Source organism: Novosphingobium kalidii (assembly GCF_040534015.1).
Taxonomy (GTDB): Bacteria; Pseudomonadota; Alphaproteobacteria; order Sphingomonadales; family Sphingomonadaceae; genus Novosphingobium; species Novosphingobium kalidii.
Genome location: NZ_JBEWLY010000008.1, coordinates 483,078 through 508,767, shown reverse-complemented (window position 1 = coordinate 508,767; position 25,690 = coordinate 483,078). Strand labels below are relative to the sequence as shown.

Genomic DNA, 25,690 nt, shown 5'->3' with positions numbered 1-25,690 from the left:
GGCGAGGTCAGGATCACAGATCGATCAGCAGGCGCGTCGGATCCTCGATCGCTTCCTTGATGATCTTGAGGGCAGTCACCGCCTCGCGACCATCGATCAGGCGGTGATCGTAGGACAGTGCGATGTACATCATCGGACGCGCCACGATCTGGCCGTTGCGGACCACCGGACGCTCCTCGATGCGGTGAAGACCAAGGACCGCCGACTGCGGCGGGTTGATGATCGGAGTGCTCATCAGCGAGCCAAAGACGCCGCCATTGGAGATCGTGAAGGTGCCGCCCTTCATGTCTTCCATCGTGAGAGTGCCGTCCTTCGCCTTCTTGCCGAAGTCCGCGATCGACTTTTCGATGCCGGCGAAGGAGAGCTTGTCGCAATTCCTTACCACGGGCACGACGAGGCCCTGAGGCGCTGAGACTGCAACCGAGATGTCGACGTAATCGTGATACACGATCTCGTCACCCTCGATGTAGGCGTTGGCGGCGGGAATGTCCTTGAGCGCCAGGACCGAAGCTTTCGCGAAAAAGCTCATGAAGCCCAGGCGAATGCCGTGCTTCTTCTCGAACGCGTCCTTGTACGTGTTGCGCGCCGCGATCACCGCGGTCATGTCGACATCGTTGAACGTGGTGAGAAGGGCGGCGTTGTCCTGCGCGCTCTTGAGGCGCTTGGCGACGGTCTGGCGCAAGCGCGTCATGCGCACGCGTTCTTCCCGGCGCTCGCTTGCAGCGGCAGGCGCTGTTGCCTGACTGGCGGTGGCAGGCTCAGCTTGCGCGGTCTTCGCCTGAGCGGCGGCGAGCACGTCGTCCTTGGTGATGCGGCCGTCCTTGCCGGTGCCCTTCACCTTGCTCGGATCGATGCCGTATTCCAGCACCGCGCGCCGCACCGCCGGCGACAGCACGGATGCGCCCGAGCCGGACTCTTCGCCAGCGGAAGGCGCCGGGGATGACGACGGAGCAGAGGCGGGCGCCTGCTGCCCAGCGTCCTTGGCCGGTTCCGCCTTCTTCGCCGGAGCGGCGCCTGTTCCGTCTTCGATGGTGGCGATCAGCGCGCCGACGGTGACCGTCTCGCCTTCCTTCGCGATATGCTCGCCCATGACGCCAGCCTGGGGGGCCATGACGTCTATCGCGACCTTGTCGGTCTCAAGGCTGGCAATCGGCTCGTCGGCGGACACCGCCTCGCCGGGTTGCTTCAGCCATTGGCCGATCGTGGCTTCGGAGACGGACTCGCCGAGTGTGGGAACCTTGACTTCGCTAGACATCGTTTATCTCAAGCCTTCTGCTTGCGACGGATTTCGGACCGGACCGAAAGGCCCAGGGCGTCGGCAACAAGAGCAGCCTGCTCGGCGGCGTGCCGCTTGGCAAGGCCGGTTGCGGGTGAGGCGGCCGCTCCGCGTCCCGCGTAGCGGGGACGATCGAGGTCGAGACCGGCCTGTTCGGCTGCTTCTTCTATTTGTGTGGATGCGAAGAACCAGGCGCCATTGTTGCGCGGCTCTTCCTGGCACCAGACGATTTCTTCCAGATTGGTCATGCGCGAGAGACGCAGGGCCAACGGTTCCCCGGGGAAGGGGTAGAGCTGCTCGATCCGGATGATCTGAACATCGTCAAGTTCGGCGGCATCGCGCGCTTCCAGCAGGTCGTAGGCGACCTTGCCCGAGCATAGCACGACCTTCTTCGTAGCGGCGTCCTCGGGAGCCTTAGGATCCGAGAGGATGCGGAAGAAGTGCGCGTCGGTGAAGTCCGCCACTTGCGACTTCGCAAGCGGATGGCGCAGCAGCGACTTGGGCGTCATGATGATCAGAGGCTTGCGGAAGGGGCGGCGCATCTGCCGGCGCAGTACGTGAAAGTAATTGGCCGGGGTGGTGATGTTGCAGACCTGGATATTGTCCTGCGCGCAAAGCTGCAGGAATCGCTCCAAACGAGCCGATGAGTGCTCCGGACCCTGTCCCTCGTAGCCATGGGGGAGCAGCATGACCAAGCCATTGGCCCGCAGCCACTTGGCTTCCGCCGCTGCCACGTACTGGTCGATGATGATCTGTGCACCGTTGGCAAAGTCACCGAACTGCGCTTCCCAGAGCACCAGCGTCTTGGGATCGGCGCTGGCATAGCCGTACTCGAAGCCGAGGACGCCATACTCCGAAAGCGTCGAGTCAAGAACCTCGAACCGGCCGTGTGGCACGCTGTTGAGCGGCACGTATTTGCGTTCGTCGCTCTGATCGACCCAGACGGCGTGGCGCTGGCTGAAGGTGCCGCGGCCCGAGTCCTGCCCCGAGAGACGCACTGAGTAGCCTTCGGAGACGAGACTGCCGAACGCGAGCGCTTCGGCCGTTGCCCAGTCGAAGCCCTCACCGGACTTGAACATCTCACGCTTGGCATCCAGCACGCGGCCAAGCGTCTTGTGGATTTGGAGACCCTCAGGGACGGTGGTCAGGGTACGACCCAGGCTTTCGAAGAGCTTGGGCTCGATGTTGGTATCGACGTTGCGACGTGCCGTCTCGGGATCAGCTGGCTTGTGGAAGCCGCTCCACTGCCCGCCAAACCAGTCCGCCTCGTTGGCCTCGTAGCTCTTGGCCGCCTGGAACTGCTCTTCCAGATACCCTGTGAAGCGGTCCTCGGTCTCGGAAACGAACGCGTCATCGATCACGCCGTCGTCCTTCAGGCGCTTCGCATAGATCGCGCTCACCGCCGGGTGCTGCTTGATCTTCGCGTACATCAGCGGCTGCGTGAAGCTTGGCTCGTCGCCTTCGTTGTGACCGAAGCGGCGATAGCACCACATGTCGATGACGATGTCGCGTCCGAATGTCTGCCGATAGTCGATCGCCAGCTTGCAGCAGAAGGTGACCGCCGCCGGATCATCGCCGTTAACGTGCAGGATCGGTGCCTGGACGCCCTTGGCGACGTCCGAGGGGTAGGGCGACTTGCGCGCGAACTGCGGGCTGGTGGTGAAGCCGATCTGGTTGTTGATGACGAAGTGAATGCAGCCGCCGGTGTCGTAGCCCTTCACGCCCGACAGTCCGAAGCATTCCCAGACTACGCCCTGGCCCGCGAAGGCGGCGTCGCCGTGGATCAGCACCGGCAGCACTTGCTTGTGCTTCGCGCCAGAGCCGATGTCGTCGCCGATGTCGTCGTATAGCGTCTGATAAGCGCGAACCTTCCCCAGCACGACCGGGTCGACGGTCTCCAGGTGGCTGGGGTTCGGCATGAGGCTCATGTGCACCTTGATCGAGTCGAACTCACGATCGGTAGAGGTGCCCAAGTGATACTTTACGTCACCCGATCCGCCCACGTCCTCCGGATTGGCGGTGCCGCCGGAGAATTCGTGGAAGATGACCTTGTAAGGCTTGGCCATGACATTCGCGAGAACGTTCAGACGGCCGCGATGCGCCATGCCGTACACGATCTCGCGCACGCCCAGCTGGCCGCCGTACTTGATCACGGCCTCAAGAGCGGGGATCATGGACTCGCCACCGTCAAGGCCGAAGCGCTTGGTGCCGACGTACTTCTTGCCGAGGAACTTCTCGTACTGCTCGCCGCGGATCACGGCCTGCAGGATCGCCTTCTTGCCCTCGGGCGTGAACTCGATCTCCTTGTCGGCGCCTTCCATCCGATCCTGAAGAAAGCGGCGCTCCTCCACATCGGCGATGTGCATGTATTCGAGGCCGACCTTGCCGCAATAGTTCGCGCAAAGAATCTGCACGAGCTCGCGCACGGTCGCCCACTCAAGCCCAAGGTTGCCGCCGATATAGACTGGCCGGTCCAGTGCGGCCCCGACGAAACCGTGATACTCAGGCGTAAGGTCTTGAGGCTGGGGACGCTGGGACAGGCCCAGCGGGTCGAGATTGGCCGCGAGATGCCCGCGCACGCGATACGTGCGGATCAGCATCATCGCGCGGATGGAATCCGCCGCGGCTTCCTCTATGCGCGCTTCACTGATCGGAGCGCCGGCCTTTTTGGCCGACTTCTCGATCCGCAACTTCAGAGTGGTGGGGTCAAGCGCCTGGGTAAGCTCGTCCTCGTACTCGCCACCCACACGCGGCCAGTTGCTGCGTTGCCAGCTTGGCCCCGGCTGCGGATCGTCGGGAAAGAAGTCGAACGTTTCGTTGCCCATGGCAAATGACCTTTCCGCGCCGGGATACCTTCCCGGCGCAACCAACCAATCCATTGCGGGCTTCGCGGTTTCCTGGGGAGAGGTAAGCCGTGCGTCCGCTATGACCCTTTTAGAGGGAAAATCAGGCGATTTCTTTGAGCAAACCTTCGAGAGTGACACCCAGTTCCGAAGGTGAAGGCGAAACGCGGATACCCGCTTCCTCCATCGCCGCGATCTTGTCCTCGGCGCCACCTTGCCCGCCCGAGACGATCGCACCGGCGTGGCCCATGCGACGGCCCGGAGGCGCTGTACGGCCGGCGATGAAGCCAACCATTGGCTTCTTGCGGCCGCGCTTGGCTTCGTCCTTGAGGAACTGCGCCGCTTCTTCTTCTGCCGAGCCGCCGATTTCACCGATCATGATGATCGACTTGGTCTCGTCGTCGGCCAGGAACAGCTCGAGCACGTCGATGAAGTTGGTGCCGTTGACTGGGTCGCCGCCGATGCCGACAGCGGTCGTCTGACCCAGACCCGCGTTCGTCGTCTGGAACACGGCTTCGTACGTCAGCGTGCCAGAACGCGAGACGACGCCAACCGAACCCTTCGAGAAGATGTTGCCGGGCATGATGCCGATCTTGCACTCGTTCGGCGTCAGCACGCCCGGGCAGTTCGGGCCAATCAGGCGCGACTTGGAGCCTGTGAGCGCACGCTTCACCGGGACCATGTCGAGGACCGGGATGCCCTCGGTAATGCAGATGATCAGTTCCATCTGCGCGTCGATCGCTTCCAGGATCGCGTCGGCAGCGCCTGCAGGCGGCACGTAGACGCACGAGGCGGTGGCGCCGGTCGCGGCCTTGGCTTCATGTACGGAGTTGAACTGCGGCAGGCCAAGGTGCTCGGTGCCACCACGGCCCGGCGTCACGCCGGCGACCATTTTGGTGCCATAGGCAAGGGCGGTCTCGGTGTGGAAGCTGCCGGTCTTGCCGGTCATGCCCTGAGTGATGACTTTGGTGTTCTTGTCGACGAGAATGGACATCGAAATTTTCTCCTGGGGAGGAAGGGATTGAGGCGAGCGCCGACCGTGATCAGGCCAGGCTCTCGTCGATGCCCTTGCAGGCGACCAGCAGTTCCTTAACTGCGTCGATAGAGACCTGGAGGCCGGCCTTCGCCTTCTCGTTCAGTTCGATCTCGATCACTTCCTCGACGCCGTCCTTGCCGATCTTCACGGGCACGCCAACGTAGAGGCCGTCGACGCCATACTGGCCTTCGAGGTAGGCCGCGCAAGGCAGGATGCGCTTCTGGTCGCCAAGGTAGCTCTCCGCCATCGCGATCGCCGAAGCGGCAGGCGCGTAGAAGGCCGAGCCGGTCTTGAGCAGGCCGACGATCTCGCCGCCACCGTTGGCGGTGCGCTTGACGATCTCGTCGATGCGCTCCTGCGTGGACTTGCCCATCTTGATGAGGTCGGGAACCGGGATGCCCTTGACGGTCGAGTACTCGACCACTGGCACCATGGTGTCGCCGTGGCCGCCGAGCACGAACGAAGTCACGTCACGCACCGAAACACCGAACTCCCAGGCGAGGAAGGTCGAGAAGCGCGCGGAGTCGAGAACGCCGGCCATGCCAACGACCTTGCTGTGGGGCAGGCCGGAGAACTCTCGCAGCGCCCAGACCATCGCGTCAAGCGGGTTCGTGATGCAGATCACGAAGGCATCTGGGCAGTTGTTCTTGATGCCTTCGCCGACTGCCTTCATCACCTTAAGGTTGATGCCGAGCAAGTCGTCGCGGCTCATGCCGGGCTTGCGCGGAACGCCTGCGGTGACGATCACGACGTCGGCGCCGGCAAGGTCTTTGTAGTCGCTGGTGCCGGTGATCTGCGCGTCGAAACCTTCGACGGGGCCGCACTGCGCCAGGTCGAGCGCCTTGCCCTGGGGAACACCGTCCGCGATGTCGAACAGGACGATATCGCCCAGTTCCTTCTGCGCGGCGAGGTGAGCTAGCGTGCCGCCGATGTTTCCGGCGCCGATAAGGGCGATCTTCTTGCGAGCCATGAGCCTGTCAGTCCTTCACACGAGCGGGAGCAGCGGACAAAAGGGCGGCCTGCATCGCTCCACGAAAATGGCAGGCACCGGAGGAGTTCGGCGTGTGCCTAGGCCCGTGATGCGGACATTGCAACCGGCTAAAGGCAAAAACACCCCAGTATCAGCTCCCTAAACGATATTGGTTCTCAATAGCACAAACTGCGGGAAGATCCGGTCTAGGAAGCGGCCTCCAGACGCGCTGCAAGAGCATCTGCCATGCGCCGGTCAAGCTGGCGGCAAAGCGCCAGCCAATGAACATAGCTGTTGTCGTCTCCCTCGCGTCGCGCCCAGGCCGCCCGGGCGCCGGCGTTCTCGGCGGCCGCCAGTCCATGGCGAGCAAAATGGCGCAGGGCGGCGGCGAGCAGCGATTGGTCAAGCCGCTCCTGCGCATTGTCGTTCGCGGCGCAAAGTTCGACCGAGCGGCAGCGCCAGGCCCGAACCGCCGGATTGGTTCCGGCATTGGCAGCTGCGAAGCGGATGGTCATGAGGTGCGGCCCTTCGTTGTGTTGTCGTTGTGTTGTCGTTGCTTGGTCATGCCTAGCCCGGTCGGTCTAAGCCATTGATGGATGGCTATGGTTTCGGAGATATTGAGGATGCACCGGTGGCCGCGCCACCCGGTGCGCTTCACCGGCTGTCAGCTGGCGGGGCTGGCGATCCAGAGGCCACTATTCTGGTATTCCTCGCGCACGCCGTACACCTCGGGCAAGTTGTTGCGGTAAAGCGCGTCCCCGCCACGCTGCTTGAGTTCGGCGGTGTAAGTGGGAAGCGGCTGTGCTGCGGCGGGAGCAGTGATCCGCGCCGTGGCAACAGCATCGACGGCAGTGGATCGCCCCAAAGCGCTTTCGTAGGTGTTTTGTATCGTCACCGGATCGAGCGTGCCGCTTGCGCCAAGCGGTGGGCGCGAGGACGTGGGCTTGTGCGGGACCGGGGCGGGTTCGCCGCCTAGGTAGGTGTAGCGGAACACGGCGGATTGACCCGCTCGACCGTTGAAGCTGTAGAAGCGGTGCGCGCCGATGGTGAGAAGGTAGCGGAGGCTTGGCGCCCAGTACGGGTTCACCGCCAAGGTGTGATAGTGCGTCGCGAGGCCTGCTGGCGCATAGACGTAGCCGGCGAGCGCCTGCCGCGCGACGCTAGCTGCCCGTCCCCAGAAGAAGCGGCTGGGATGGCGTGCCAACGATCCGTCGCAGGTGAACGAGAACTGGCACCCTGTCTCGCGGTCGGATCCCTGGAATACGACGCCGCAGACGGTGTTCGGATAGGCCGGGTGCGCCACGCGATTGAGTACAACCTGGGCGACCGCGCGCTGGCCCGCATCGGCTTCGCTGGCGGCTTCGTAATAGATCGCTGCTGCGAGGCACTGCTCGGCTCGCGAACGATCGATACCGCTGTTATCGATCCTGAGGGACCGAGCGGCAGGAAAGTCCGGCCTCTCGACGGGGATGACCGGCTCCGCATCAGAGTGGATGCCTTCGTCCAAGCCCGGCTCGCGCCCCTCGAGGTCGAGATAGTAGAAGGCCGAGCCCGGAAAGCTCTCGCCGGCCAGTTCGAACGGCATCGGCTCCACCGGCACGGCTTGCTCCACCGCATTGCCGATATGGAACGGCTGCCATTCGCCCGGCGCTGGGAAGGCCGGAAGCGCGATGGCACCCAGTGCGGCGAGCGCGACACGAGCTTTCTTTTGGCTTTGCAGCCTCGCCTGCCTGCCCCGCAGCGCCTTGCGGGCAAGCCGCTGCGCGAAGTCGCGCGGGCGCTGCTCGGTCAGGCAGAGTTCGGCAAGCTGGGTGGTCATGCAGTCCTGGGTTGGCGTGAGTTCTGGCGGCCCCGCCTTGAGCGGCTGCCGGCATCGGCATAGCCGGGTGCAGTGCACGCAACAGTGCCGATTTGCCCGCGTCCCGATGCGGTACACGGCCTGTCGTTACGCTTAAGCCGTTAAGGAGTTCTGGCGACCTTGCGGCCACCGCGGATCTTGTTCTTGCTACTTGCCTTGGGCGCCCTTATCGGCGCGCTCACGTCACGGGGTTGTCCGGGTAATAGGGTTTAAGGGGGAATTCGGTGCGATACCGAGCTGCCCCCGTAACTGTGACCGGGGAGCCTGCTCTCAACCCGCCACTGGTGCAGCTTTCGCGCAGCATCAACGGCACTTCGTTGAAGGTTGGAGGTTTGCGCATGAAGTCTCTGTTTTTCCTGACGTCAGCGCTTGCCATCGCGACGCCCGCTCTTGCGCAACAGGGTAATGACGAAAGCTACGCCGTGGACGGTTACAAGACGGCTGGACGATCCGCCTTCCTGGGCCTGCGGGCGAGAATGTGAGGACAGGGCCCCTCCGAGTTGTGACGAGGCTCGCTCGGAGAGGGGGCTTGCGCGAGCACGTTGGGGCGGTGCTTGGCCTCGCCCTTGCGTCCTGTCAGCAGCCGATGGCGGAAGCGCCCGACCTTGGTGGGCGGCCGACGATCGTATCGCTCAATCCATGCAGCGACGCGACGCTCGCGCAGATCGCTGCGCCGGAGCAGCTTCTGGCAGTCTCGCACTACAGCCACGATCCCACCTCAAGCTCGATGGGTGTCGCTGCCGGACGCCGCTTTCCCGCGGTCTCCAACGCCGTGGAGGAGATTGCGGAATTTAACCCCGACATGGTGGTGGCCGACCCTTTCCTTTCGCCCGCCACGCGGCAGTCGCTTGTCGACCTCGGCATCGAGGTGGTGACGATCGGCACGACGGACTCCGTAAAAACGAGCGAGGAGCAGGTGCGCCAACTCGCGCAGGCTTCCGGAAATGTCGAGGAAGGCGAAAGGCTTATCCGCGACATCAGGGCTGCACTTGCAAAAGCCTCGCCTCCGCTGGACGCTGCCCCGGTTTCTGCCATTGTTTGGGAATCAGGCGGGATCGTGGCGGGTGACAAGACCTTGGTTGCGGATCTTCTGCGCCACACCGGCTTCGTCAATGCCGCTGCGGCGCGAGGTCTGCGACAGGCGGACTACTTGCCACTCGAAGCGGTGCTGGCCGATCCTCCACAAGTCATCCTTACCGCCGGAGACCCGCTTGCACAGGAGAACCGATTGCTGGGTCACCCCGCGCTCGAAGCGCTCGAGAACACCGAGCGCGCCTCGCTCGACAGCACGCTTCTGTGGTGCGGTGGCCCCACTATCATCCGCGCCGCCGGGCGGCTGGCGCAAATCAGGCGTGGGCTTTTGTGACACGTCCAATCATTCTTCTCCTCGCAGCTCTTGCCGTTGCAGTGCCGCTTTCGCTGCTCGCCGGGCGGGTGTGGATCGATCCGTTCGACCCACAGACGCGCAACGCCGCCGTGATCGTGCTCCAGTTGCGTCTGCCGCGCGCGGCACTGGCGCTGGTCGTGGGAGCGGGTCTCGGCAGTGCCGGAGCAGCGATGCAGGGCTACTTGCGCAATCCACTGGCAGATCCAGGCCTGTTCGGCATCGCGCCCGGCGCTGCCTTGGGCGCGGTGCTGAGCTTCTGGACCGGATACGCCGCCTCGGCCTGGCTGCTGCCGGTGTTCGCGCTGATCGGAGCAGGGGGCGCGATGGCGCTGCTGGCGCTGATCGCCGGGCGGGATGGCGGTATCGCACTCTTCACGCTCGCCGGCCTGATGATTGCCAGTCTCGCGGGTGCGTTGATGAGCTTGGCAATCAGTTTGTCGCCCACGCCTTTCGCCATGAGCGAGATCGTCACCTGGCTCATGGGTGCGATCGCCGACCGGTCCTGGCGAGAGGTCTGGATTGCCACGCCTCTGACGCTGCTTGGCATCGGCTTGCTTGCGGTGACGGGGCGAAGCCTCGATGCCCTCACGCTGGGTGAGGCTGCCGCGCGCTCGATGAGTGTCGAGCCGCGCAAGCTGCAGGCGCTGTTGATCGCGGGCATCGGCCTGACAGTCGGCGCCAGCGTCGCGGTGGCGGGGATCATTGGCTTTGTCGGCCTGATCGTGCCGCACCTGATGCGCCCCTTCACCGACCGCCGTCCATCCTCATTGCTCATACCGAGTGCGCTCGCCGGAGCGCTGCTCGTATTGATCGCGGATTGCCTGTGCCGTATCCTGCCACTCGCAGGGGGTGAGTTGCGGCTCGGAATCGCGCTGAGCCTGATCGGTGCCCCGTTCTTCCTCCACTTGCTGTTCAAAATGCGGCGGGGACTTGCGTGATGACCCGCGCTCTTGCCCTTGAGCATATCGTCGTGGCCGATCGGCTCGACGCGATCACGGCCACCTTCGCGGCGGGTGAAGTCACGGCGATCTGTGGTCCCAATGGGGCAGGCAAGTCGACGTTGCTCACGTGCCTTGCCGGCCTTCTGGAGCCGGACGCTGGCACGGTTCTGCTGGGCGATGCACCGCTGTTCCGCATGCCCGCCGCCGATCGCGCGCGCGCGATCGGCTATCTGCCGCAGGCTCCGGAAGTGGCTTGGGACTTATCGGTCGAGACGCTGATTTCGCTGGGACGTTTGCCATGGCGTGGCGCGCCGGCCGGTGAGGCGCAAGCCGCCATCGATGCCGCCATCACCGCGATGGACCTCGAAGCGCTGAGGACACGTGCTGTGTCACGGCTTTCCGGCGGCGAGCGGGCACGCGCTTTGATGGCTCGGGTTCTCGCCACACGGCCCGCCTGGCTGCTGGCGGATGAGCCGCTCGCCAACCTCGATCTCGCACATGCCGCATCGCTCATGCGCCGTTTTCGGGAGCAGGCCGGCGAAGGACGCGGCGTGGTGCTCGTCCTGCACGATTTGGCGACCGCCATGAACCACGCTGACCGGGTGCTGGTTCTCGATCGCGGTCACCTGGCCGCGGACGGACCGCCCGAACAGGCACTGTCCGAAGCGGTGATCCGGCGCGTCTGGGCGGTGGAGGGGCGCTGGCTCGGCGAGCCGGGAGCGCAGGCGCTGGCGCTCGGTTGACAGCCAAGGAAATAACTTTCCTACAGCATCGGGATCGAGATACCGGAAGGGTCACTCTCTTACGGGAAGGACGACCATGCGTGATGAATTCACCGGCAATTCAGCGCCCTTGCAAGACATCGATTATGAAAACGCCGCCAGAAAGCTGGGCTGCAGCGTCGCAGCTGTGCGCGCCGTGGCACATGTCGAAAGCGCGGGGGACGGCTTTCTGCCGGACGGCAGGCCCAAGATCCTGTTCGAGCGGCACGTCTTCCACAAGCGCACCGCAGGGCGACACAGCACGCGGCATCCGCAGCTCTCCTCCATCCAGCGGGGAGGCTATCTGGGCGGCACGCGCGAGTACGAGCGGTTGCGCAAGGCCCTTGCGCTGGACCGCAAATCGGCTTTGGAATCAACCAGTTGGGGCAGGTTCCAGATCATGGGCTTCAACTGCGCGTCGTGTGGCCATGATGACGTTGAAAGCTTCGTGAAAGCCATGGTCACGGCCGAGCCAAACCAGCTCGCCGCGTTCGTCGCTTTCCTCAAGACTTGCGGGCTTGAGGACGAACTCATCCGCTGCGACTGGAGCGGTTTTGCGCGCCGCTACAATGGGCCAGCTTTCGCGGAGAACGCCTACGACCGCAAACTCGCGGAGGCCTATGCCCGGTTCTCGGCCATATCTCTGTCGGACGATACTGTGCAGCCGTTGTTGAGGGTTGGCGATCGCGGAGCGCACGTGAAGCGCCTTCAAACGCTGCTCGGACTCGTAGTCGACGGCAGCTTTGGCCCTGTCACCGAGCGGGCCGTGCTGGCCGTACAGAAGCTGCGTGGCCTGAAGCAAGATGGCATCGTCGGCGCCGCCACTTGGAAGGCGCTGTCGCAATAGTCGGGCGGAAGAAGCGGGGCGCTTGCGTGCCCCGCTTCCTAGCGTTTCTCAGCTCACTTGCCCGCGCGAGAGTGGGCTTTTCCGATCCGGCATCGACTGCGATGCGGATTGCTCCGGAGCCTCGGCCAAAGTCTGGTCCAGATGGCGGTCGAAGACCAGAGAGCCTGTGCGTCGTTCCATCTGGCTGCGGCGATACGGGATCTCGCTGCCGATGGTGACCTTGTGGGGTTCGATCTGGTTCATGGCGGTCTCCTTTCGGTACCAATTCCGCAGGACTTCGAACTCGACCCTGCGCCTGTCTTTCCCCAACGCTCTCACGCGCGGCGCGGTTCCGATGTCGCAATTAGACGGGCTTGTACTCCGGCCTTGCAGGGTTTCGCGCTTTTCTCAGCGCCGCGCCGCCTCGCTCTTGTCACGGATCGCCTTGAACTCCGATCCGGACTTCCACTCAGGCCAGCGAGTCGAGCTCGCCAGGTTCTGGGCGATGGTCCCGGCCAGTTCGATGTCCTGCACCGCACCGGCCAGGTTCCAGGTTGGGCTCCAGGCGTCGCAGGCCTGATGATAGCATTCGCCGGTATACTGATCGATCCAGGCTTGCCCCGCCGCACGGCCGCCTTCCTTGAGGTCTGCCGCCCCGGCGATCCCCATCAGCAGCATGACGGGAACACCGCGCTTGGCGAAGGAGAAGTGGTCGGCGCGATAGAACAGGCCGTTCTCAGGCAGGCTTTCCGGAGTGACGGTGCGTCCTTGCTCCTTCGCGACAACTGCCATCTCGTCCTCAAGCGTGTTCTGTCCTTTGCCGACGAGGACGACGTCGTTCGCAGCTCCGGCGGTCTGGAGAATGTCGATCGCGATGTTGGCGACAGTCTTGTCCATTGGGTAGACGGGATTGGCCGCGTAGTACTCGCTGCCGAGCAGTCCGCGCTCCTCGGCGGTCCACGCCGCGAACACGACACTGCGCGGAAGTGGCGGTCCTGCCTTCAAGGAACGCGCGATGTCCAGCATCCCTGCGATCCCCAGCGCGTCATCGTTGGCTCCGGCGCGATAGATGCGTCCCTGCGCGTCCGGCTCGCCTGCGCCGTAGGCATCCCAGTGCGCTCCCAGCATCACCACCTCATCCGGGCGCTGCGCGCCTGGAAGGCGGCCGATCACGTTGTGGCTGGCGATCTGCTCATGAGTAACCGGGACATCCGCGCTGAACGTGACGCCTTTGAGCGGCACGGGACGAAAGTCGGCGCCACGCGCGGCCTTGCGCAATTGCGCAAGGTCGAGGCCGGCGCTGTTGAAGAGGGCCTTTGCGGCATCGCCTTCCAACCAGCCTTGCAGGCGCAGGCTGGTCAGGTCCTCGGGCTTGCGAACGATGTCGTAGTTTTCGCCGCGCGGGCTGGTCACCACGTTCCAGCCATAACCGGCGCCTTCGGTGTCGTGGACGATCAGCGCGCCGACCGCGCCCCGGCGCGCTGCTTCCTCAAACTTGTAAGTCCACCGGCCGTAATAAGTCATCGTGCGGCCGCCGAACTTGCCGAATGGCGCCTCTCCCTGGACGGCTGAGAAGTCGGGATCATTGACCAGGAATATTGCGACTTTGCCTTTCAGGTCCGCGCCCTTGAAGTCGTCCCACTGACGCTCGGGCGCGTTGACCCCGTACCCGACGAAGACCACAGGTGCCTTCTCGATCTGCGCTGCGTCCGCAGGCCTGAGCGTCGATACGTAGATCTCTTTGCCGAGCGTGACCGGCATCTGCCCTTGAGCGCCGGCAAAGGCCATCGTTCCCTTGCCCAGCGTGGTGTGCAGCAGGGGAACCGTCTGCAGCCACCGCCCGTCCGGGCCTCCCGGTTCGAGCCCCACATCCTGCATGCGGGCGATCAGATAGCCGATCGTCCGCTCCTCACCCTTGGTGCCGGGCGCGCGTCCTTCGAAGGCATCGGACGCGAGCGTCTTGACGTCTTGAACGATGCGCTCCGGCTCTACGGAGACTTTGGCGTGGGCGGGTAAGGAGAATGCGGGCAGGGCGGATGCGGACAAGGCAGCGGCGATCAGGAGTGTTCGGTTCATGGCTCCTATCCTAGCCACCGAACCCGCCGTGGCAACCTTGTCGCCTGCCACCGCCTTGGGCATCGTGTCACGAAGCCTTGCCCAGAGAACGGAGGCGGCAACCTCCTGCAACTCCCGAAGCTTCATCGGTGCGCTGACCTCGCGAACCCGCGCGCTCGCACAACTGAACACGGATGGTGACAGCCCGCGTTGAAATCCGGGGCGCTCCACCCACATCTCCGCGCACGCGGTCGCGCCTTGACCGATACGAACATTTCCGGAACACCGCCACCCATGAGCCTGACCCACATCACCGTGCGCGGTGCGCGCGAGCACAACCTCAAGGGCGTGGACATCGCCCTCCCGCGCGACAAGCTGATCGTCATCACCGGGCTTTCCGGCTCGGGCAAGTCGAGCCTGGCGTTCGACACGATATATGCCGAGGGGCAGCGTCGCTATGTCGAGAGCCTGAGCGCTTATGCGCGCCAGTTCCTTGAGATGATGCAGAAGCCCGACGTGGAGCATATCGACGGCCTGAGCCCCGCAATCTCGATCGAGCAGAAGACGACGAGCCGCAACCCGCGCTCGACGGTCGCCACGGTGACCGAGATCTGGGACTACATGCGCCTGCTCTGGGCGCGCGTGGGCATTCCCTATTCGCCCGCCACTGGCTTGCCGATCGAGGCGCAGACGGTGTCCAACATGGTCGACCGCGTCATGGCGCTGCCCGAGGGCACGCGCGCCTACTTGCTCGCGCCGGTCGTGCGCGGCCGCAAGGGCGAGTACCGCAAGGAGCTCGCCGACTGGCAGCGCGCCGGCTACGCCCGCGTGCGGATCGACGGCGAGCTCTACGCGATCGAGGACGCGCCTGCGCTCGACAAGAAGTACAAGCACGACATCGAAGTCGTGGTCGACCGCATCGCGGTGAAGGACGGCATCCAGACGCGTTTGGCCGACAGCTTCGAGCAGGCGCTGAAGCTGGCCGAGGGGCTGGCCTATGTCGATCTTGCCGATAGCGTCGTGCCGGGGCGTGAGGACGGAGGAGAAGGCACCAACCTCAAGGGCGCCGGCCTGCCTGCCAACCGCATCGTTTTTTCCGAGAAGTTCGCCTGCCCGGTCAGCGGCTTCACCATCGAGGAGATCGAGCCGCGGCTGTTCTCCTTCAACGCCCCGCAAGGCGCGTGCCCGGCCTGCGATGGGCTGGGCGAGAAGCTGCTGTTCGATCCGCAGCTGGTGGTCCCCAACGAAGGGCTGAGCCTCAAGAAGGGCGCCGTCGTGCCCTGGGCCAAGTCCAACCCGCCGAGCCCTTACTACATGCAGGTCCTCTCCAGCCTGGCTGAGCATTTCGGCTTCGCGCTTGAGACGCCGTGGGAGGAGCTGCCCGAGGAGCACCGCGACGCCATCCTGTTCGGCACCAAGGGCAAGGCCGTCCCGCTCACCTTCAAGGACGGGCGCAAGAGCTACACCGTCAACAAGGCGTTTGAGGGGGTGATCGGCAACCTCAACCGCCGCATGCTCCAGACCGACAGCGCCTGGATGCGCGAGGAGCTGGGCAAGTTCCAGACCGCGCAGCCGTGCGAGGTGTGCCACGGCAAGCGCCTCAAGCCCGAGGCGCTCTCGGTCAAGATCGCGCAGTCTGACATCGCCACCGCCGCCCGCCTCTCGGTGGCGGACGCCCACGCCTGGTTCGGCGAACTCGATGCCAAGCTCACCCCGCAGCAGAGCCAGATCGCCAAGGCCATCCTCAAGGAGATCAACGAGCGGCTGGGCTTCCTCAACAACGTCGGGCTCGACTACCTCAACCTCGACCGCACCAGCGGCACCCTCAGCGGCGGCGAGAGCCAGCGCATCCGCCTCGCCAGCCAGATCGGCTCGGGGCTGTCCGGCGTGCTCTACGTGCTCGACGAGCCCTCGATCGGGCTCCACCAGCGCGACAACGACATGCTGCTCGCCACGCTGAAACGCCTGCGCGACCTCGGCAACACCGTCATCGTCGTCGAGCATGACGAGGATGCGATCCGCGCCGCCGACTACATCGTGGATCTCGGCCCCGGCGCCGGCGTCCACGGCGGCGAGGTGGTGGCCGAAGGCACGCTCAAGCAAGTGCTCAAGAGCAAGAACAGCCTCACCGCCGCCTACCTCAACGGCACGCGGGAGATCGCGGTCCCCAAGCAGCGCCGCAAGGGCAACAAGAAGTTCGTGACCGTAGAGAACGCGCGCGCCAACAACCTCAAGGGCGTCACCGCCAAGTTCCCGCTCGGCACCTTCTGCTGCGTGACGGGGGTTTCGGGCTCGGGCAAGTCCTCGCTCACCATCGACACCTTGCAGGCCGGCGCCTCACGCCAGCTCAACGGCGCGCGGGTGATCGCGGGCGCGCACGACAAGATCACCGGGCTTGAGAACTGCGACAAGGTGATCGAGATCGACCAGTCCCCGATCGGCCGCACCCCGCGCTCCAACCCGGCCACCTACACCGGCGCCTTCACCGTGATCCGCGACTGGTTCGCCGGCCTGCCCGAAAGCGCCGCGCGCGGGTACAAGCCGGGGCGCTTCAGCTTCAACGTCAAGGGCGGCCGCTGCGAGGCATGCCAGGGCGACGGCCTCATCAAGATCGAGATGCACTTCCTGCCCGACGTCTACGTCACCTGCGAGGAGTGCCACGGCAAGCGCTACAACCGCGAGACGCTGGAGGTGAAGTTCAAGGGCATGTCCATCGCCGACGTGCTCGACATGACGATCGAGGATGCCGAGGAGTTCTTCAAGGCCGTCCCCCCCATCCGCGACCGCATGCACATGCTCAACGAAGTGGGGCTGGGCTACGTCAAGGTCGGCCAGCAGGCGACCACGCTGTCAGGCGGCGAGGCGCAGCGCGTGAAGCTCGCCAAGGAACTGGCGCGACGCTCCACCGGGCAGACGCTCTACATCCTCGACGAGCCGACCACCGGCCTCCACTTCGAGGACGTGCGCAAGCTGCTCGAAGTGCTCCAGCGCCTCGTCGACCAGGGCAACTCGGTGGTGGTGATCGAACACAACCTCGACGTCATCAAGGTGGCCGACTGGATCATCGACCTCGGCCCCGAAGGCGGCGTCCGCGGTGGCGAGATCGTCGCGACGGGTACGCCGGAGGAAGTGGCGGCCAACCCGGCGAGCTTTACGGGGCGGTACTTGAAGCCGTTGTTGGAGAAGGCCAGCGTCAAGGTCGACTAGTCGGCCCACATCGTCGCGGAGATGATCCAGAACCGGTTACCGCCACGACACGCCATTCTGTTGAAGAAGAAGGTCTCAGGCGTAGGCGCAGAGACGCGGAGAAGAGAGGGAAGGTACGAGGGCCACAGCCCTCGCGCTCCCCGAAGTTGGTGACATTAGCCTGAACAACTATACAATGAGTTTGATTGATCGCGCTACGAGGCTGGCTTGCCTTTAAAGAACCTTCCGAGCGAACGTGAACCCATCACCCTTGAGGCGCATTTGGAGCGTCTGGAGCGACGACGCGTCGAACTTGGCCGGGATATCGAAGTCCCTCGGAACTCGGGCGAACGTCGCACAGCTTCGAAACGTGCGCTACTTGCCGCCATTGAAGCGACTGGCAAGAAACGGTGACGCGCCCGCCACTTTCGCGATGATAATACGACGATTTTTAGACAATAAGGTCAGCTTTCCGGAGCAAACATATCACCCATGCCACGATCTTTTGGCTTCTTTTCCCGTGGCGCTTTCACAAGATCGGCAATCTTCTTGGCTTCTATGTAGGTCCGAACGTAGTCGCCGAGTAGATCGTCTGACACCTTCGGCAGGTCAGCCTCTGCAGTGACAACTGCATGCACGCCGTCGCGATCGTCACCTGATAAGTCGATTAGTTCTGTACGGGCGCTCGCCCAGTCTCCTTTACAATGAGCCTGACGTCCAAGCGCGAGGTAAACCGCCAATTTTTCACGGCTAAGAACAGCCTTCCTCGGCTGTAGAAGCGGAATTACGGCTTGGCCGTTGTCGTCTACGTACCAGCAACTTGCCTTGGCTCTGACGAGTACATCAGGCCCCCATTGGATCATACTAATTGTTTTCAGGCGAGCTTCAGGAAAATCAGCAAAAGACTTAGCACCGACCGGCCTTTGTTTTCCAAGATAGCAAAGCGCCGTTACGCAATTTGAGATTCGCTTCGGTCGGGCGAACAATGACCTCTGGACCGCGAGTGGATCAAGCACGCCTTGCAAGCACGCGGGCAACACGTCCCATGTGTAATCGTGCCGTATGCCAAAGCCACCTTTGTCGAACTCCATGATTTTGAAGGCGGTTGCCTCCACATCACCGGGATCGGTAACACTGACAACTGACAAAGCGAGGGGTGCGCTTGAACGGCTCATACAGGCTTCCTTTACGAGGAAGCAAAAGTACATAAAGAGAACGGGGTGTCAATCAGCTTAGCTTTGCTTTGCTGTGGAAACTAGAAATTAACTGATCTGAAATCCGGCGATCCGCATTACGCCCCTCATCGAAAAGGCGTCGAGCCGCAAACCAAGGACCTGTTCGGTCGTGTGACATGTCCGACAGTTTAGTCGCACTTGAGTGCTTATAGAAATCGAAGAAAGGCCGCAGTATTTCTAAGTCGTCGGGGTTCAAATCAATAGTTGCTAAAATCCTTCGACCTAGTGTGGGACTAAATTGCATCGCTCGCCCCACAATAGGCGATTTACTGCTTTCGCGAAATTCAGCAAAGACGCTTGGTTCAACCGGACCAAAATCCCAGGCTTCGAATTGCTGACGGATCAGGGGCCGTTTGAAAGTGCAAAGATAGTCTGCATGGCAGAAGTACAACATCTTCTGCAGCTTCATTGGAGTGACCTGGATTTTTTCCTGATCCGACCAATCCAGAAGCAGGTTCGCTAATCCCTTTATCTCGTAAGGTGTGGGACTTTTCGCGTCGCTCAACTCTCGTACCACCGCGTACATTGGTGTGTTCTTTCTAGACCTTTGAGCCGTTAGACCTTTCGCAATGTCGAAGTAGAATTGACATGAGGTTATCCACAGAGACATGCGGCTTGTCCACAACCGCGTCTATCCTCAGGTTTGTCGTCTTACAAGAACAAAAAGGGAACTAATCCCTTTCCTACATACGTCCAGCTGATGTAACCATATCGGTTTAAGCGGTGTGTCGGCGTTCTATCGCACACTCAGATAAGAGGTGGGCTATGTCGGACAGTTCAGAAGCGAATGGCTCCGGGCCGAGCTATCCCACGTCGTTCGGGCGGGGGTGGATACCGGCCGATCGGAATATTGGCTTGCCGGACGATGCGTTCCTCGCCGCGACGGGCAGGGCGACCGCCGCCGCTGGCAGGGGAGCAGAGCGCCCCATTCGCGAGGCGGCGGCGCATGGGTATGCGGGGCCTGTCGACGATACCTTGAATGGCTCCCCTCCCGCGGACGGGCTGGAACCCAGAACCAACCACAATTCCTGGACTCCGGCGCGCAAGGCGGCGTTTCTGCATCATCTGGCCGAGAAGGGGAACGTGCGGGCCTCGGCGGCGCGGGTGGCGCTGTCGCACCAGTCGGCTTATGTGGCGCGGCGGCGGGATCGGGCGTTCAAGGCCGCATGGGATGCGGCGCTGGTGCTCGCGCGCGAGGCGGCGGCGCAAGTGCTCGCCACGCGGGCGATCGACGGGATCGAGGAGCCCGTCTGGTTCCGGGGCGAGCAAGTCGGCATGCGCTGTCGCCATGACTCGCGCCTGCTGCTCGCGCACCTCGCGCGGCTCGACAAGGCGGCCGAGGAAACCGACGCGGGCGACTATGCCGAGCGCTTCGACGAGCTGGTCGCGCAAGTCGCAGGCGAACTGCCGGATGCGGAACTGACCGATCCGGGGGAGGGCTGGTCCGAGCCGGCGCCGCTGCTCCCCCAGCCCCGCGAGCTCTGGGCCGACCGCATGGCGCACCAGCTCCAGCGCGCGGCGAACGAGGAATGGCGCGCGGCGATGCGGGCCGGCACCGCGACGCGCGACGATGCGCCCTCCGAGCTGCACTCGCCCTGGTTCGATGCCGCGCTTGCCGAGTGGGACGCCTGGCACACGCGCGCCTGCGCCGTCGTCGATGCCGCCGTGGCCAGCGAGAGCAAGGGGCCACCGACCAAGGTGTTCCCCCACGTCGAGTTCGACATGGCGGCCTTCTACGCCGACGACGAGGACTTCGCCGACGATGACAGCGACGCGGACGATCCGCGGCCGCACTGGGCCGACCTGGGCTATGGCCAGGAGGACGTGGTGCTCGAATACAAGTCGATGGAGCTGGGTGGAGGGATGGTTGGGGCGGGGGCCGGCCTCTTGCCCCTGGACACCGGCAATTGCGGCAACTCCGGCGGCGATCAGGCCCCGGTGCGGGCCGCCGCGCGCCCCGCGCCGAGCTTGCGCGCCACCCGCCAGCCCAGCGCCTTGGCGCGGTTGGACGCGGGCCAGCGCCCCGGACGCGCCGGCTCCATGCCCCATTGGCGCAGCAGCCCGTTGAACGCGCGCGCGTCGGCCTCGGCAAAGCTCCACGCCGAGCGCCAGGTGATCGAGAGCGAGATGGACGGCTCCGGCCCATTGCGCACGAAATGCGGCGCCATGACCGGCACGTAGAGCGCCTCGCCAGGGGCCAGCGCGAACTCGGTGCCATCAGCCAGCAGCTCCTCGCGCCACTGAAGCTCGCGTCCGCCTCCGGTGTGGTAGGTCTCGTGCACGGTGTCAGGCGCGTAGAGCGGGTCGCCGGCGGGGAACTGGGTCATCACCTTGGACCCGCGCACCTGCAGCAGGATGTTGTGCTCGGGATCGAAGTGGTAGGGCGTGACGCTGCGGGGCGAGCTGATGAAGATGAACGCCTGGGTCTTGAGCATCCTCCCGGTCTTGCGCTCGATCTCGGGGCGAAGCTCGGCCAGCAGCGCCTCCAGCAGGGCAGCGTAAGGCGGGTGCTGCTCCACGTTCTTCAGCACGGCCCAGGAATTCGCGCTCTCGATCCGGCGGATGGTCTCGCCGATGGGCAAGCCGGTGGGGGCAGGCTTGCCGGCGATGCCGATGGGCTGGTCGCCCGCGTTGTACTCGACCGAGGCGGCGGGCAGGCTCTCCGCCAGCGCGGCCAGCGCCTCGCGCTCCAGCAGCGGGTGATGGTCGAGGGTGTGGGGCAGGACGTGCGGCACCTCGGGGTAGGAGGCGGCGAACGTCTCGCGGGCGTTGGAGGGAAACACAGTCATTTGCGGCGAGTCTCGGCACGGAGGAGCTGACGGAACGCGAAACGGCGGGCAGAGCCACCAATGGCGATGGAGATCCGCCCGATCTCGCGCCGCTCGCGCCAGATGTGGTCGATCATCGGATGATCCGCAGCGGCGCAACTGTCAGTCCAGGCGATCTCGGGGCGGGAGAGGATGGCCAGGTTCTCGCGCTGCAGCAGGACGCCGGGGGAGAACTTGGCGAACCCCTCGTCGAACGCGGTCTTGAACGAGAACGCGCCGGGCGGGGTCAGGAAGCTGGCGAGCATGGCAATGGGCCGGTCGTCTAGCGAGAGGGTGAGGCGTTCGAGGCGGCCTCGCTCCGCCGCGCCAGCCAGGCTTTCAGCGAACAGCGCGGCGGTGGCGGGGGACGAGGCGAGGGCGGAGCCAGCCTGGCCTTTCCACCCGGCAGCCTCGAGGCGGAGAAAGTCCTGGCACCAGGCCTCCAGCCCCTCGCCGTCGGTGGAGCGGGTGAAGGCGACGGTGCCCTCGTCGGCCAGCCGATTGGCTTGCCGCCGCAGCTCCTTGCGCTTCTTGCCCGACAGCGAGGCGTCCCAGTACGCTTCCGGCGTGAGATCGGACGCCAGCATCGCCCGCTCTTCGCGGTGGACCACTTCGGCATAACGCCGCTCGCTGGCGAGCAACTGGTTCAGCGCGGCGTGCAGCGGGCCGTCGAGCGGTAGGTCACGCAAGTGCAGGAACAGAGCGGCGCCTGCGTTTTCGTCAGCCCATCGCAGGAGCGCTTGCCAGAACGGCACTTCGGCTCCCTGGGTCACCAGCGGCGCGCCGCTGAACATGTTAGGATGCAGCCAGTTCGCCAGGTTCGGGAAGGGGTAGCGATAGTACCGGTTTGGCCGCACAACAGGCAGCAACCCGGCTAGTTTTCCGCGGAACTCAAAGCGGAGGAGGCTGATTTGGGAGGGAAGCTGCCGAAGCGAAGGGAGAAGGTACCAGCTCTCGTAGAACGGGTTTGGTTCGCCAGCCCACTCAGCGAGCGCATCCCAAGCGGCGACTTGTGCAGCATCCTCCATGCTCTCCCAGGACACACAAGCGAGCGTGCCGGGGCCATGTTGCGGGGGCGGCTGGATAGCCGGTTGCAGCTCGATCTCCGGCTTGGCCGCCACCGCCTCGTTAACCTCCGCCACACGCGCAGAATGGTCGCGCCGGGTGCGATTAGCAGGGCTGAGTCAAGAGCTGCCTAACGGCGATGGTTAAGAAGGTGCCTCGTCCGGTAGAAACCGAACGGGACGAGGAACGCCACGAACCAGTCAGCCCGCGAGCGGACCAGCAAGAGCAGCCAGAAGCAGCAGTGCTACGATGTTGGTGATCTTGATCATCGGATTCACGGCTGGACCTGCGGTGTCCTTGTAGGGGTCGCCCACCGTATCGCCGGTGACAGCCGCCTTGTGCGCCTCGGAGCCTTTGCCGCCGTGGTGCCCGTCTTCGATGTACTTCTTGGCGTTGTCCCATGCTCCGCCGCCCGAAGTCATCGACAGGGCCACGAACAGGCCGCTGACAATTACGCCGAGCAGCAGCGCTCCCAGCGCGGCAAAGCCGTTCTCCTGGCCGGCTACCAACGTGATCACGAAGTAGACCAGGATGGGGGCGAGAACCGGCAGCAGCGAGGGTAAGATCATCTCCTTGATCGCCGCTTTGGTGACGAGGTCCACGGTGCGGGCGTAGTTGGGGCGGCTAGTCCCGGCCATTATACCGGGGTTCTCAAGGAACTGCTCGCGTACGTCGATGACAACGTCGCCAGCGGCTCGGCCAACTGCCGTCATGCCCATCGCGCCGAAGAGGTAGGGCAGCAGGGCGCCGAGTAGTAGCCCGACAATCACGTACGGGTTCTCCAGGCTGAAATCGACGGTGAGGCCGGGAAAGAAGGTGCGAAGGTCCGTAGTGTAGGCTGCGAACAGCACGAGAGCGGCAAGTCCGGCAGAGCCGATAGCGTACCCTTTTGTGACCGCCTTGGTGGTGTTGCCCACCGCATCGAGAGCATCTGTTTTCTCCCGTACAGCGTCGTCGAGCCCAGCCATTTCAGCAATTCCGCCTGCGTTGTCGGTAACGGGGCCATAGGCATCAAGAGCAACTACCATCCCCGCGAGAGCCAGCATTGCCGTCGCGGCGTAGGCGATTCCGATGAGACCTGCCAATTGGTACGCGACCACAATACCGGCCACGATGACCAGCGTCGGCAAAGCCGTAGCTTCAAGGCTGATTGCCAGCCCTTGGATGACGTTAGTTCCGTGGCCAGTCACAGAAGCTTTCGCGATCGACTTGACCGGTCGAAAGCCCGTCCCGGTGTAGTATTCTGTAATCCAGATGATCAGCCCTGTAATTGCCAGTCCCACCAGTGAGCACCAGAACAAGTCCGTCCCAGTGAAAGGGTTGGCGTTGAGCGTACCGCCAACCGTGCCCCCCATGTCACCTTCCCGCACGAGCCAGATGCAGCCGTAGATCGCGGGGACGGAGAGCGCTGTGGTGACGAAAAATCCCTTGTACATGGCACCCATGATCGACTGCTTTGAGCCCAGCCGCACGAAGTACGTGCCGATGATCGAAGTGATGATACATGCGCCGCCGATCAGAAGCGGAAGAGTCATTAGTGGTAGAAGATCGTCGCCGAGGCCGGTGACTAGTAGGGCCGTGAGCACCATGGTCGCTCCTACCGTGACCACGTAGGTCTCGAATAGGTCAGCAGCCATCCCAGCGCAGTCGCCTACGTTGTCTCCCACATTGTCCGCGATCACGGCGGGGTTACGGGGGTCGTCCTCAGGGATGCCGACTTCGACTTTGCCTACGAGGTCAGCACCAACGTCTGCCGCTTTTGTGAAAATGCCGCCACCCAATCGTGCGAAGATCGAAATGAGCGACGCTCCGAAAGCGAGGGCAACCAGCCCATCCACGACAGTGCGTTCCGTACCTCCTACTCCGTAACCGCCAATCACCGTCAGGTAGTAGAAGAAGCAGGAGATCGCCAGCAGAGCGAGGCCTGCGACCAACATGCCGGTGATCGCACCTGCCCGAAAGGCAAGAGTCAGCCCCTGCTGGAGGCCTTTTTGGGCCGCCGCCGCGGTTCGTACATTGGCCCGAACCGAAACGTTCATCCCGATGAAGCCAGTGACCCCAGAGAGTACGGCCCCAATCACAAATCCACTCGCCTGCACCAAGCCATGGGTAGCCGCGATTATGATTGCGACGACGGCCCCGACGATTGCAATTGTAGTGTACTGCCGTCGAAGATAGGCCTGCGCACCTTCCTGGATGGCGGCTGCGATTTCCTGCATTCTTTCCGAACCGGCAGGAGAACCAAGAACCTGTCTACTGGTGATGAGGCCGTAGACTACGGCCACAAACCCCAGGATAATTGCGATCGTGATGAGGTTCACGCAACATCCCCTTTTCCCATGTTTGAACTATTCTGTTCTTGCGGCAACGTTTCGCTGCTCTGGACAAAGGGCTATAGACTGCTTGGAGAGGTGGCAAGCAGCATCGTTCAAGCCGCTCCACTACAGCGCGCTTGTTAGTGCTCGTAGCCGAGGCGCGCTGGAGGTGGGATAATCTGACCGTCGAACAAAAGAACGAGTCCTTCGCCCTCGGTGATCCGCCCGATACAATGCAGCTTTTGGGCTTGCTCCTTAGCGGCTGCGATCAAATCATCACGGATCCGAGGCGGTGCGGCGAAGAGGAGGCAATAGTCGTCACCTGCGGTGGCGGCAAAGAGGCACGACGTCAGGGTGCACCCAAGACTGGACATGTACTCGTCAGAAAGAGGAAGGCGATCCAGTTCCACGACTGCAGCAAGCCCGCTTGCAGCGGCCAGCCGGCCTGCGTCAATCAAGACCCCATCCGAAACGTCCATCATCGCGTGGACCAAAGGAGCCAGTGCAACTCCCAGCGATACGTCCGGCATCGGCGTCCGGTACCGGCTGACGAGTGTGTCGCGGTCGGCGCTTTGCGCCTTATGCTCGCCTCGAAGAATGCCGAGGCCGAGTCCTGCATCGCCGAGAGACCCGGTCACCCACAGTTCATCACCGACGCACGCGCCGCCTCGTGAAGGGACCTCGACCCCGGCAGCAGGCTCGCCCAGCGCCACAAGGGAAAAGCTGCGGGCCGATCCGTTCGGTTGACGCACTGTGTCTCCGCCAAGGAGCGGGATACTGTAGGTCTCACATGCCAGCCGCAGCCCGCGGAGGAACGCAGCATTCCATTCGTCGGCAGTTGATAGCGCATAGCTAAGCAGACAGCCTCTCGGCACCGCGCCTTTTGCGGCCAAATCCGAGACGTTGGTAGCAACCAGTTTCCAGGCGACGGTCTCTGGTGGGTCTGCCGAAAGGAAGTGTACGCCCTCGACGATCGAATCCATCGTCAGCACCAGGCGCGTTCCGCCGATTTCGAGAACTGCTGCATCATCAGCCAGTTGTCGTGCCGCTGACGACGTCGCCAGCGCACGCAGAGCGGTGATAAAGGCGGCTTCAGTGCTCACCGCCCAGCAGTGGCGCTTAGGGCAGG

General features: G+C 63.7%; 20 protein-coding genes. 6 read left to right on the top strand and 14 right to left on the bottom strand.

From position 1 onward, the window contains the following. Nucleotides 1-13: 13 nt before the first annotated feature. The 6 genes from odhB to ABVV53_RS05545 form a co-directional block, all read right to left on the bottom strand. Nucleotides 14-1,255 carry a 2-oxoglutarate dehydrogenase complex dihydrolipoyllysine-residue succinyltransferase gene (odhB, locus tag ABVV53_RS05570; RefSeq protein ID WP_353983382.1) on the bottom strand — a complete coding sequence of 414 codons (1,242 nt, stop codon included), beginning with the start codon at nucleotides 1,253-1,255 and terminating at the stop codon, nucleotides 14-16. An 8-nt stretch (nucleotides 1,256-1,263) separates the two neighbouring features. Then, a complete protein-coding gene (locus tag ABVV53_RS05565; protein WP_353983381.1) occupies nucleotides 1,264-4,101 on the bottom strand; it encodes a 2-oxoglutarate dehydrogenase E1 component in 2,838 nt (945 codons plus the stop codon). A gap of 121 nt (nucleotides 4,102-4,222) precedes the next feature. Continuing rightward, on the bottom strand, nucleotides 4,223-5,113 hold the full coding sequence (sucD, locus tag ABVV53_RS05560) for a succinate--CoA ligase subunit alpha (RefSeq protein ID WP_353983380.1): 891 nt from the start codon (nucleotides 5,111-5,113) through the stop codon (nucleotides 4,223-4,225). A 49-nt stretch (nucleotides 5,114-5,162) separates the two neighbouring features. After that, nucleotides 5,163-6,125, bottom strand: coding sequence for a malate dehydrogenase (mdh, locus tag ABVV53_RS05555; protein ID WP_353983379.1), 963 nt, complete (start codon nucleotides 6,123-6,125; stop codon nucleotides 5,163-5,165). Nucleotides 6,126-6,331: 206 nt separating this feature from the next. Further along, nucleotides 6,332-6,640, bottom strand: a complete 309-nt coding sequence (locus tag ABVV53_RS05550; protein WP_353983378.1) for a hypothetical protein — start codon at nucleotides 6,638-6,640, stop codon at nucleotides 6,332-6,334. A gap of 149 nt (nucleotides 6,641-6,789) precedes the next feature. Beyond that, nucleotides 6,790-7,944: a cell wall hydrolase gene (locus tag ABVV53_RS05545; protein WP_353983377.1), complete on the bottom strand. Its 1,155-nt coding sequence runs from the start codon at nucleotides 7,942-7,944 to the stop codon at nucleotides 6,790-6,792. Between the two features lie 377 nt (nucleotides 7,945-8,321). Here ABVV53_RS05545 and ABVV53_RS05540 point away from each other — a divergent pair, with 377 nt between their 5' ends. The 5 genes from ABVV53_RS05540 (at nucleotide 8,322) to ABVV53_RS05520 (ending at nucleotide 11,919) form a co-directional block, all read left to right on the top strand. Continuing rightward, nucleotides 8,322-8,465: a hypothetical protein gene (locus ABVV53_RS05540; RefSeq protein ID WP_353983376.1), complete on the top strand. Its 144-nt coding sequence runs from the start codon at nucleotides 8,322-8,324 to the stop codon at nucleotides 8,463-8,465. Between the two features lie 47 nt (nucleotides 8,466-8,512). Continuing rightward, a complete protein-coding gene (locus ABVV53_RS05535; protein ID WP_353983375.1) occupies nucleotides 8,513-9,349 on the top strand; it encodes an ABC transporter substrate-binding protein in 837 nt (278 codons plus the stop codon). Next, nucleotides 9,346-10,308 carry a FecCD family ABC transporter permease gene (locus ABVV53_RS05530; RefSeq protein ID WP_353983374.1) on the top strand — a complete coding sequence of 321 codons (963 nt, stop codon included), beginning with the start codon at nucleotides 9,346-9,348 and terminating at the stop codon, nucleotides 10,306-10,308. The genes ABVV53_RS05535 and ABVV53_RS05530 overlap by 4 nt, the downstream gene beginning before the upstream one ends. Further along, complete coding sequence (locus ABVV53_RS05525) at nucleotides 10,308-11,054, top strand: ABC transporter ATP-binding protein (protein ID WP_353983373.1); 747 nt, start codon at nucleotides 10,308-10,310, stop codon at nucleotides 11,052-11,054. The genes ABVV53_RS05530 and ABVV53_RS05525 overlap by 1 nt, the downstream gene beginning before the upstream one ends. 76 nt (nucleotides 11,055-11,130) lie before the next feature. Next, complete coding sequence (locus ABVV53_RS05520; RefSeq protein WP_353983372.1) at nucleotides 11,131-11,919, top strand: N-acetylmuramidase domain-containing protein; 789 nt, start codon at nucleotides 11,131-11,133, stop codon at nucleotides 11,917-11,919. Between the two features lie 48 nt (nucleotides 11,920-11,967). Here ABVV53_RS05520 and ABVV53_RS05515 read toward each other — a convergent pair whose 3' ends face one another. Further along, on the bottom strand, nucleotides 11,968-12,162 hold the full coding sequence (locus ABVV53_RS05515; RefSeq protein WP_353983371.1) for a hypothetical protein: 195 nt from the start codon (nucleotides 12,160-12,162) through the stop codon (nucleotides 11,968-11,970). Between the two features lie 144 nt (nucleotides 12,163-12,306). After that, nucleotides 12,307-13,974, bottom strand: coding sequence for a M28 family metallopeptidase (locus ABVV53_RS05510; RefSeq protein ID WP_353983370.1), 1,668 nt, complete (start codon nucleotides 13,972-13,974; stop codon nucleotides 12,307-12,309). Between the two features lie 273 nt (nucleotides 13,975-14,247). Between ABVV53_RS05510 and uvrA the strand changes: the two genes are divergently transcribed. Beyond that, on the top strand, nucleotides 14,248-17,160 hold the full coding sequence (gene uvrA / locus ABVV53_RS05505; protein ID WP_353983448.1) for an excinuclease ABC subunit UvrA: 2,913 nt from the start codon (nucleotides 14,248-14,250) through the stop codon (nucleotides 17,158-17,160). Nucleotides 17,161-17,603: 443 nt separating this feature from the next. Here the strand turns inward: uvrA and ABVV53_RS05500 are convergent, their stop codons facing one another. From ABVV53_RS05500 to thiL, 6 genes are all read right to left on the bottom strand, one after another. Continuing rightward, the gene (locus tag ABVV53_RS05500; protein WP_353983369.1) at nucleotides 17,604-18,314 is read right to left on the bottom strand and encodes a hypothetical protein; all 711 of its coding nucleotides are present in this window, start codon (nucleotides 18,312-18,314) and stop codon (nucleotides 17,604-17,606) included. Between the two features lie 52 nt (nucleotides 18,315-18,366). Further along, entirely contained in the window at nucleotides 18,367-18,900 is a 534-nt protein-coding gene (locus ABVV53_RS05495) for a Panacea domain-containing protein (RefSeq protein ID WP_353983368.1), read from the bottom strand. Between the two features lie 1,402 nt (nucleotides 18,901-20,302). After that, the gene (locus ABVV53_RS05490) at nucleotides 20,303-21,163 is read right to left on the bottom strand and encodes a cupin-like domain-containing protein (RefSeq protein WP_353983367.1); all 861 of its coding nucleotides are present in this window, start codon (nucleotides 21,161-21,163) and stop codon (nucleotides 20,303-20,305) included. Beyond that, the gene (locus ABVV53_RS05485) at nucleotides 21,160-22,209 is read right to left on the bottom strand and encodes a GNAT family N-acetyltransferase (protein ID WP_419956751.1); all 1,050 of its coding nucleotides are present in this window, start codon (nucleotides 22,207-22,209) and stop codon (nucleotides 21,160-21,162) included. The genes ABVV53_RS05490 and ABVV53_RS05485 overlap by 4 nt, the downstream gene beginning before the upstream one ends. Before the next feature lie 237 nt (nucleotides 22,210-22,446). Continuing rightward, on the bottom strand, nucleotides 22,447-24,567 hold the full coding sequence (locus ABVV53_RS05480; RefSeq protein WP_353983365.1) for a sodium-translocating pyrophosphatase: 2,121 nt from the start codon (nucleotides 24,565-24,567) through the stop codon (nucleotides 22,447-22,449). A gap of 134 nt (nucleotides 24,568-24,701) precedes the next feature. Continuing rightward, on the bottom strand, nucleotides 24,702-25,664 hold the full coding sequence (gene thiL, locus ABVV53_RS05475; protein ID WP_353983364.1) for a thiamine-phosphate kinase: 963 nt from the start codon (nucleotides 25,662-25,664) through the stop codon (nucleotides 24,702-24,704). Between the last annotated feature and the right edge of the window lie 26 nt (nucleotides 25,665-25,690).

Bases quoted from the DNA above. Each gene is read 5' to 3' on its own strand.
- odhB (WP_353983382.1), bottom strand. From the start codon at position 1,255: ATGTCTAGCGAAGTCAAGGTTCCCACACTCGGCGAGTCCGTCTCCGAA.
- ABVV53_RS05565 (WP_353983381.1), bottom strand. From the start codon at position 4,101: ATGGGCAACGAAACGTTCGACTTCTTTCCCGACGATCCGCAGCCGGGG.
- sucD (WP_353983380.1), bottom strand. From the start codon at position 5,113: ATGTCCATTCTCGTCGACAAGAACACCAAAGTCATCACTCAGGGCATG.
- mdh (WP_353983379.1), bottom strand. From the start codon at position 6,125: ATGGCTCGCAAGAAGATCGCCCTTATCGGCGCCGGAAACATCGGCGGC.
- ABVV53_RS05550 (WP_353983378.1), bottom strand. From the start codon at position 6,640: ATGACCATCCGCTTCGCAGCTGCCAATGCCGGAACCAATCCGGCGGTT.
- ABVV53_RS05545 (WP_353983377.1), bottom strand. From the start codon at position 7,944: ATGACCACCCAGCTTGCCGAACTCTGCCTGACCGAGCAGCGCCCGCGC.
- ABVV53_RS05540 (WP_353983376.1), top strand. From the start codon at position 8,322: ATGAAGTCTCTGTTTTTCCTGACGTCAGCGCTTGCCATCGCGACGCCC.
- ABVV53_RS05525 (WP_353983373.1), top strand. From the start codon at position 10,308: ATGACCCGCGCTCTTGCCCTTGAGCATATCGTCGTGGCCGATCGGCTC.
- ABVV53_RS05520 (WP_353983372.1), top strand. From the start codon at position 11,131: ATGCGTGATGAATTCACCGGCAATTCAGCGCCCTTGCAAGACATCGAT.
- ABVV53_RS05515 (WP_353983371.1), bottom strand. From the start codon at position 12,162: ATGAACCAGATCGAACCCCACAAGGTCACCATCGGCAGCGAGATCCCG.
- ABVV53_RS05510 (WP_353983370.1), bottom strand. From the start codon at position 13,974: ATGAACCGAACACTCCTGATCGCCGCTGCCTTGTCCGCATCCGCCCTG.
- uvrA (WP_353983448.1), top strand. From the start codon at position 14,248: ATGAGCCTGACCCACATCACCGTGCGCGGTGCGCGCGAGCACAACCTC.
- ABVV53_RS05500 (WP_353983369.1), bottom strand. From the start codon at position 18,314: ATGAGCCGTTCAAGCGCACCCCTCGCTTTGTCAGTTGTCAGTGTTACC.
- ABVV53_RS05495 (WP_353983368.1), bottom strand. From the start codon at position 18,900: ATGTACGCGGTGGTACGAGAGTTGAGCGACGCGAAAAGTCCCACACCT.
- ABVV53_RS05490 (WP_353983367.1), bottom strand. From the start codon at position 21,163: ATGACTGTGTTTCCCTCCAACGCCCGCGAGACGTTCGCCGCCTCCTAC.
- ABVV53_RS05485 (WP_419956751.1), bottom strand. From the start codon at position 22,209: ATGGAGGATGCTGCACAAGTCGCCGCTTGGGATGCGCTCGCTGAGTGG.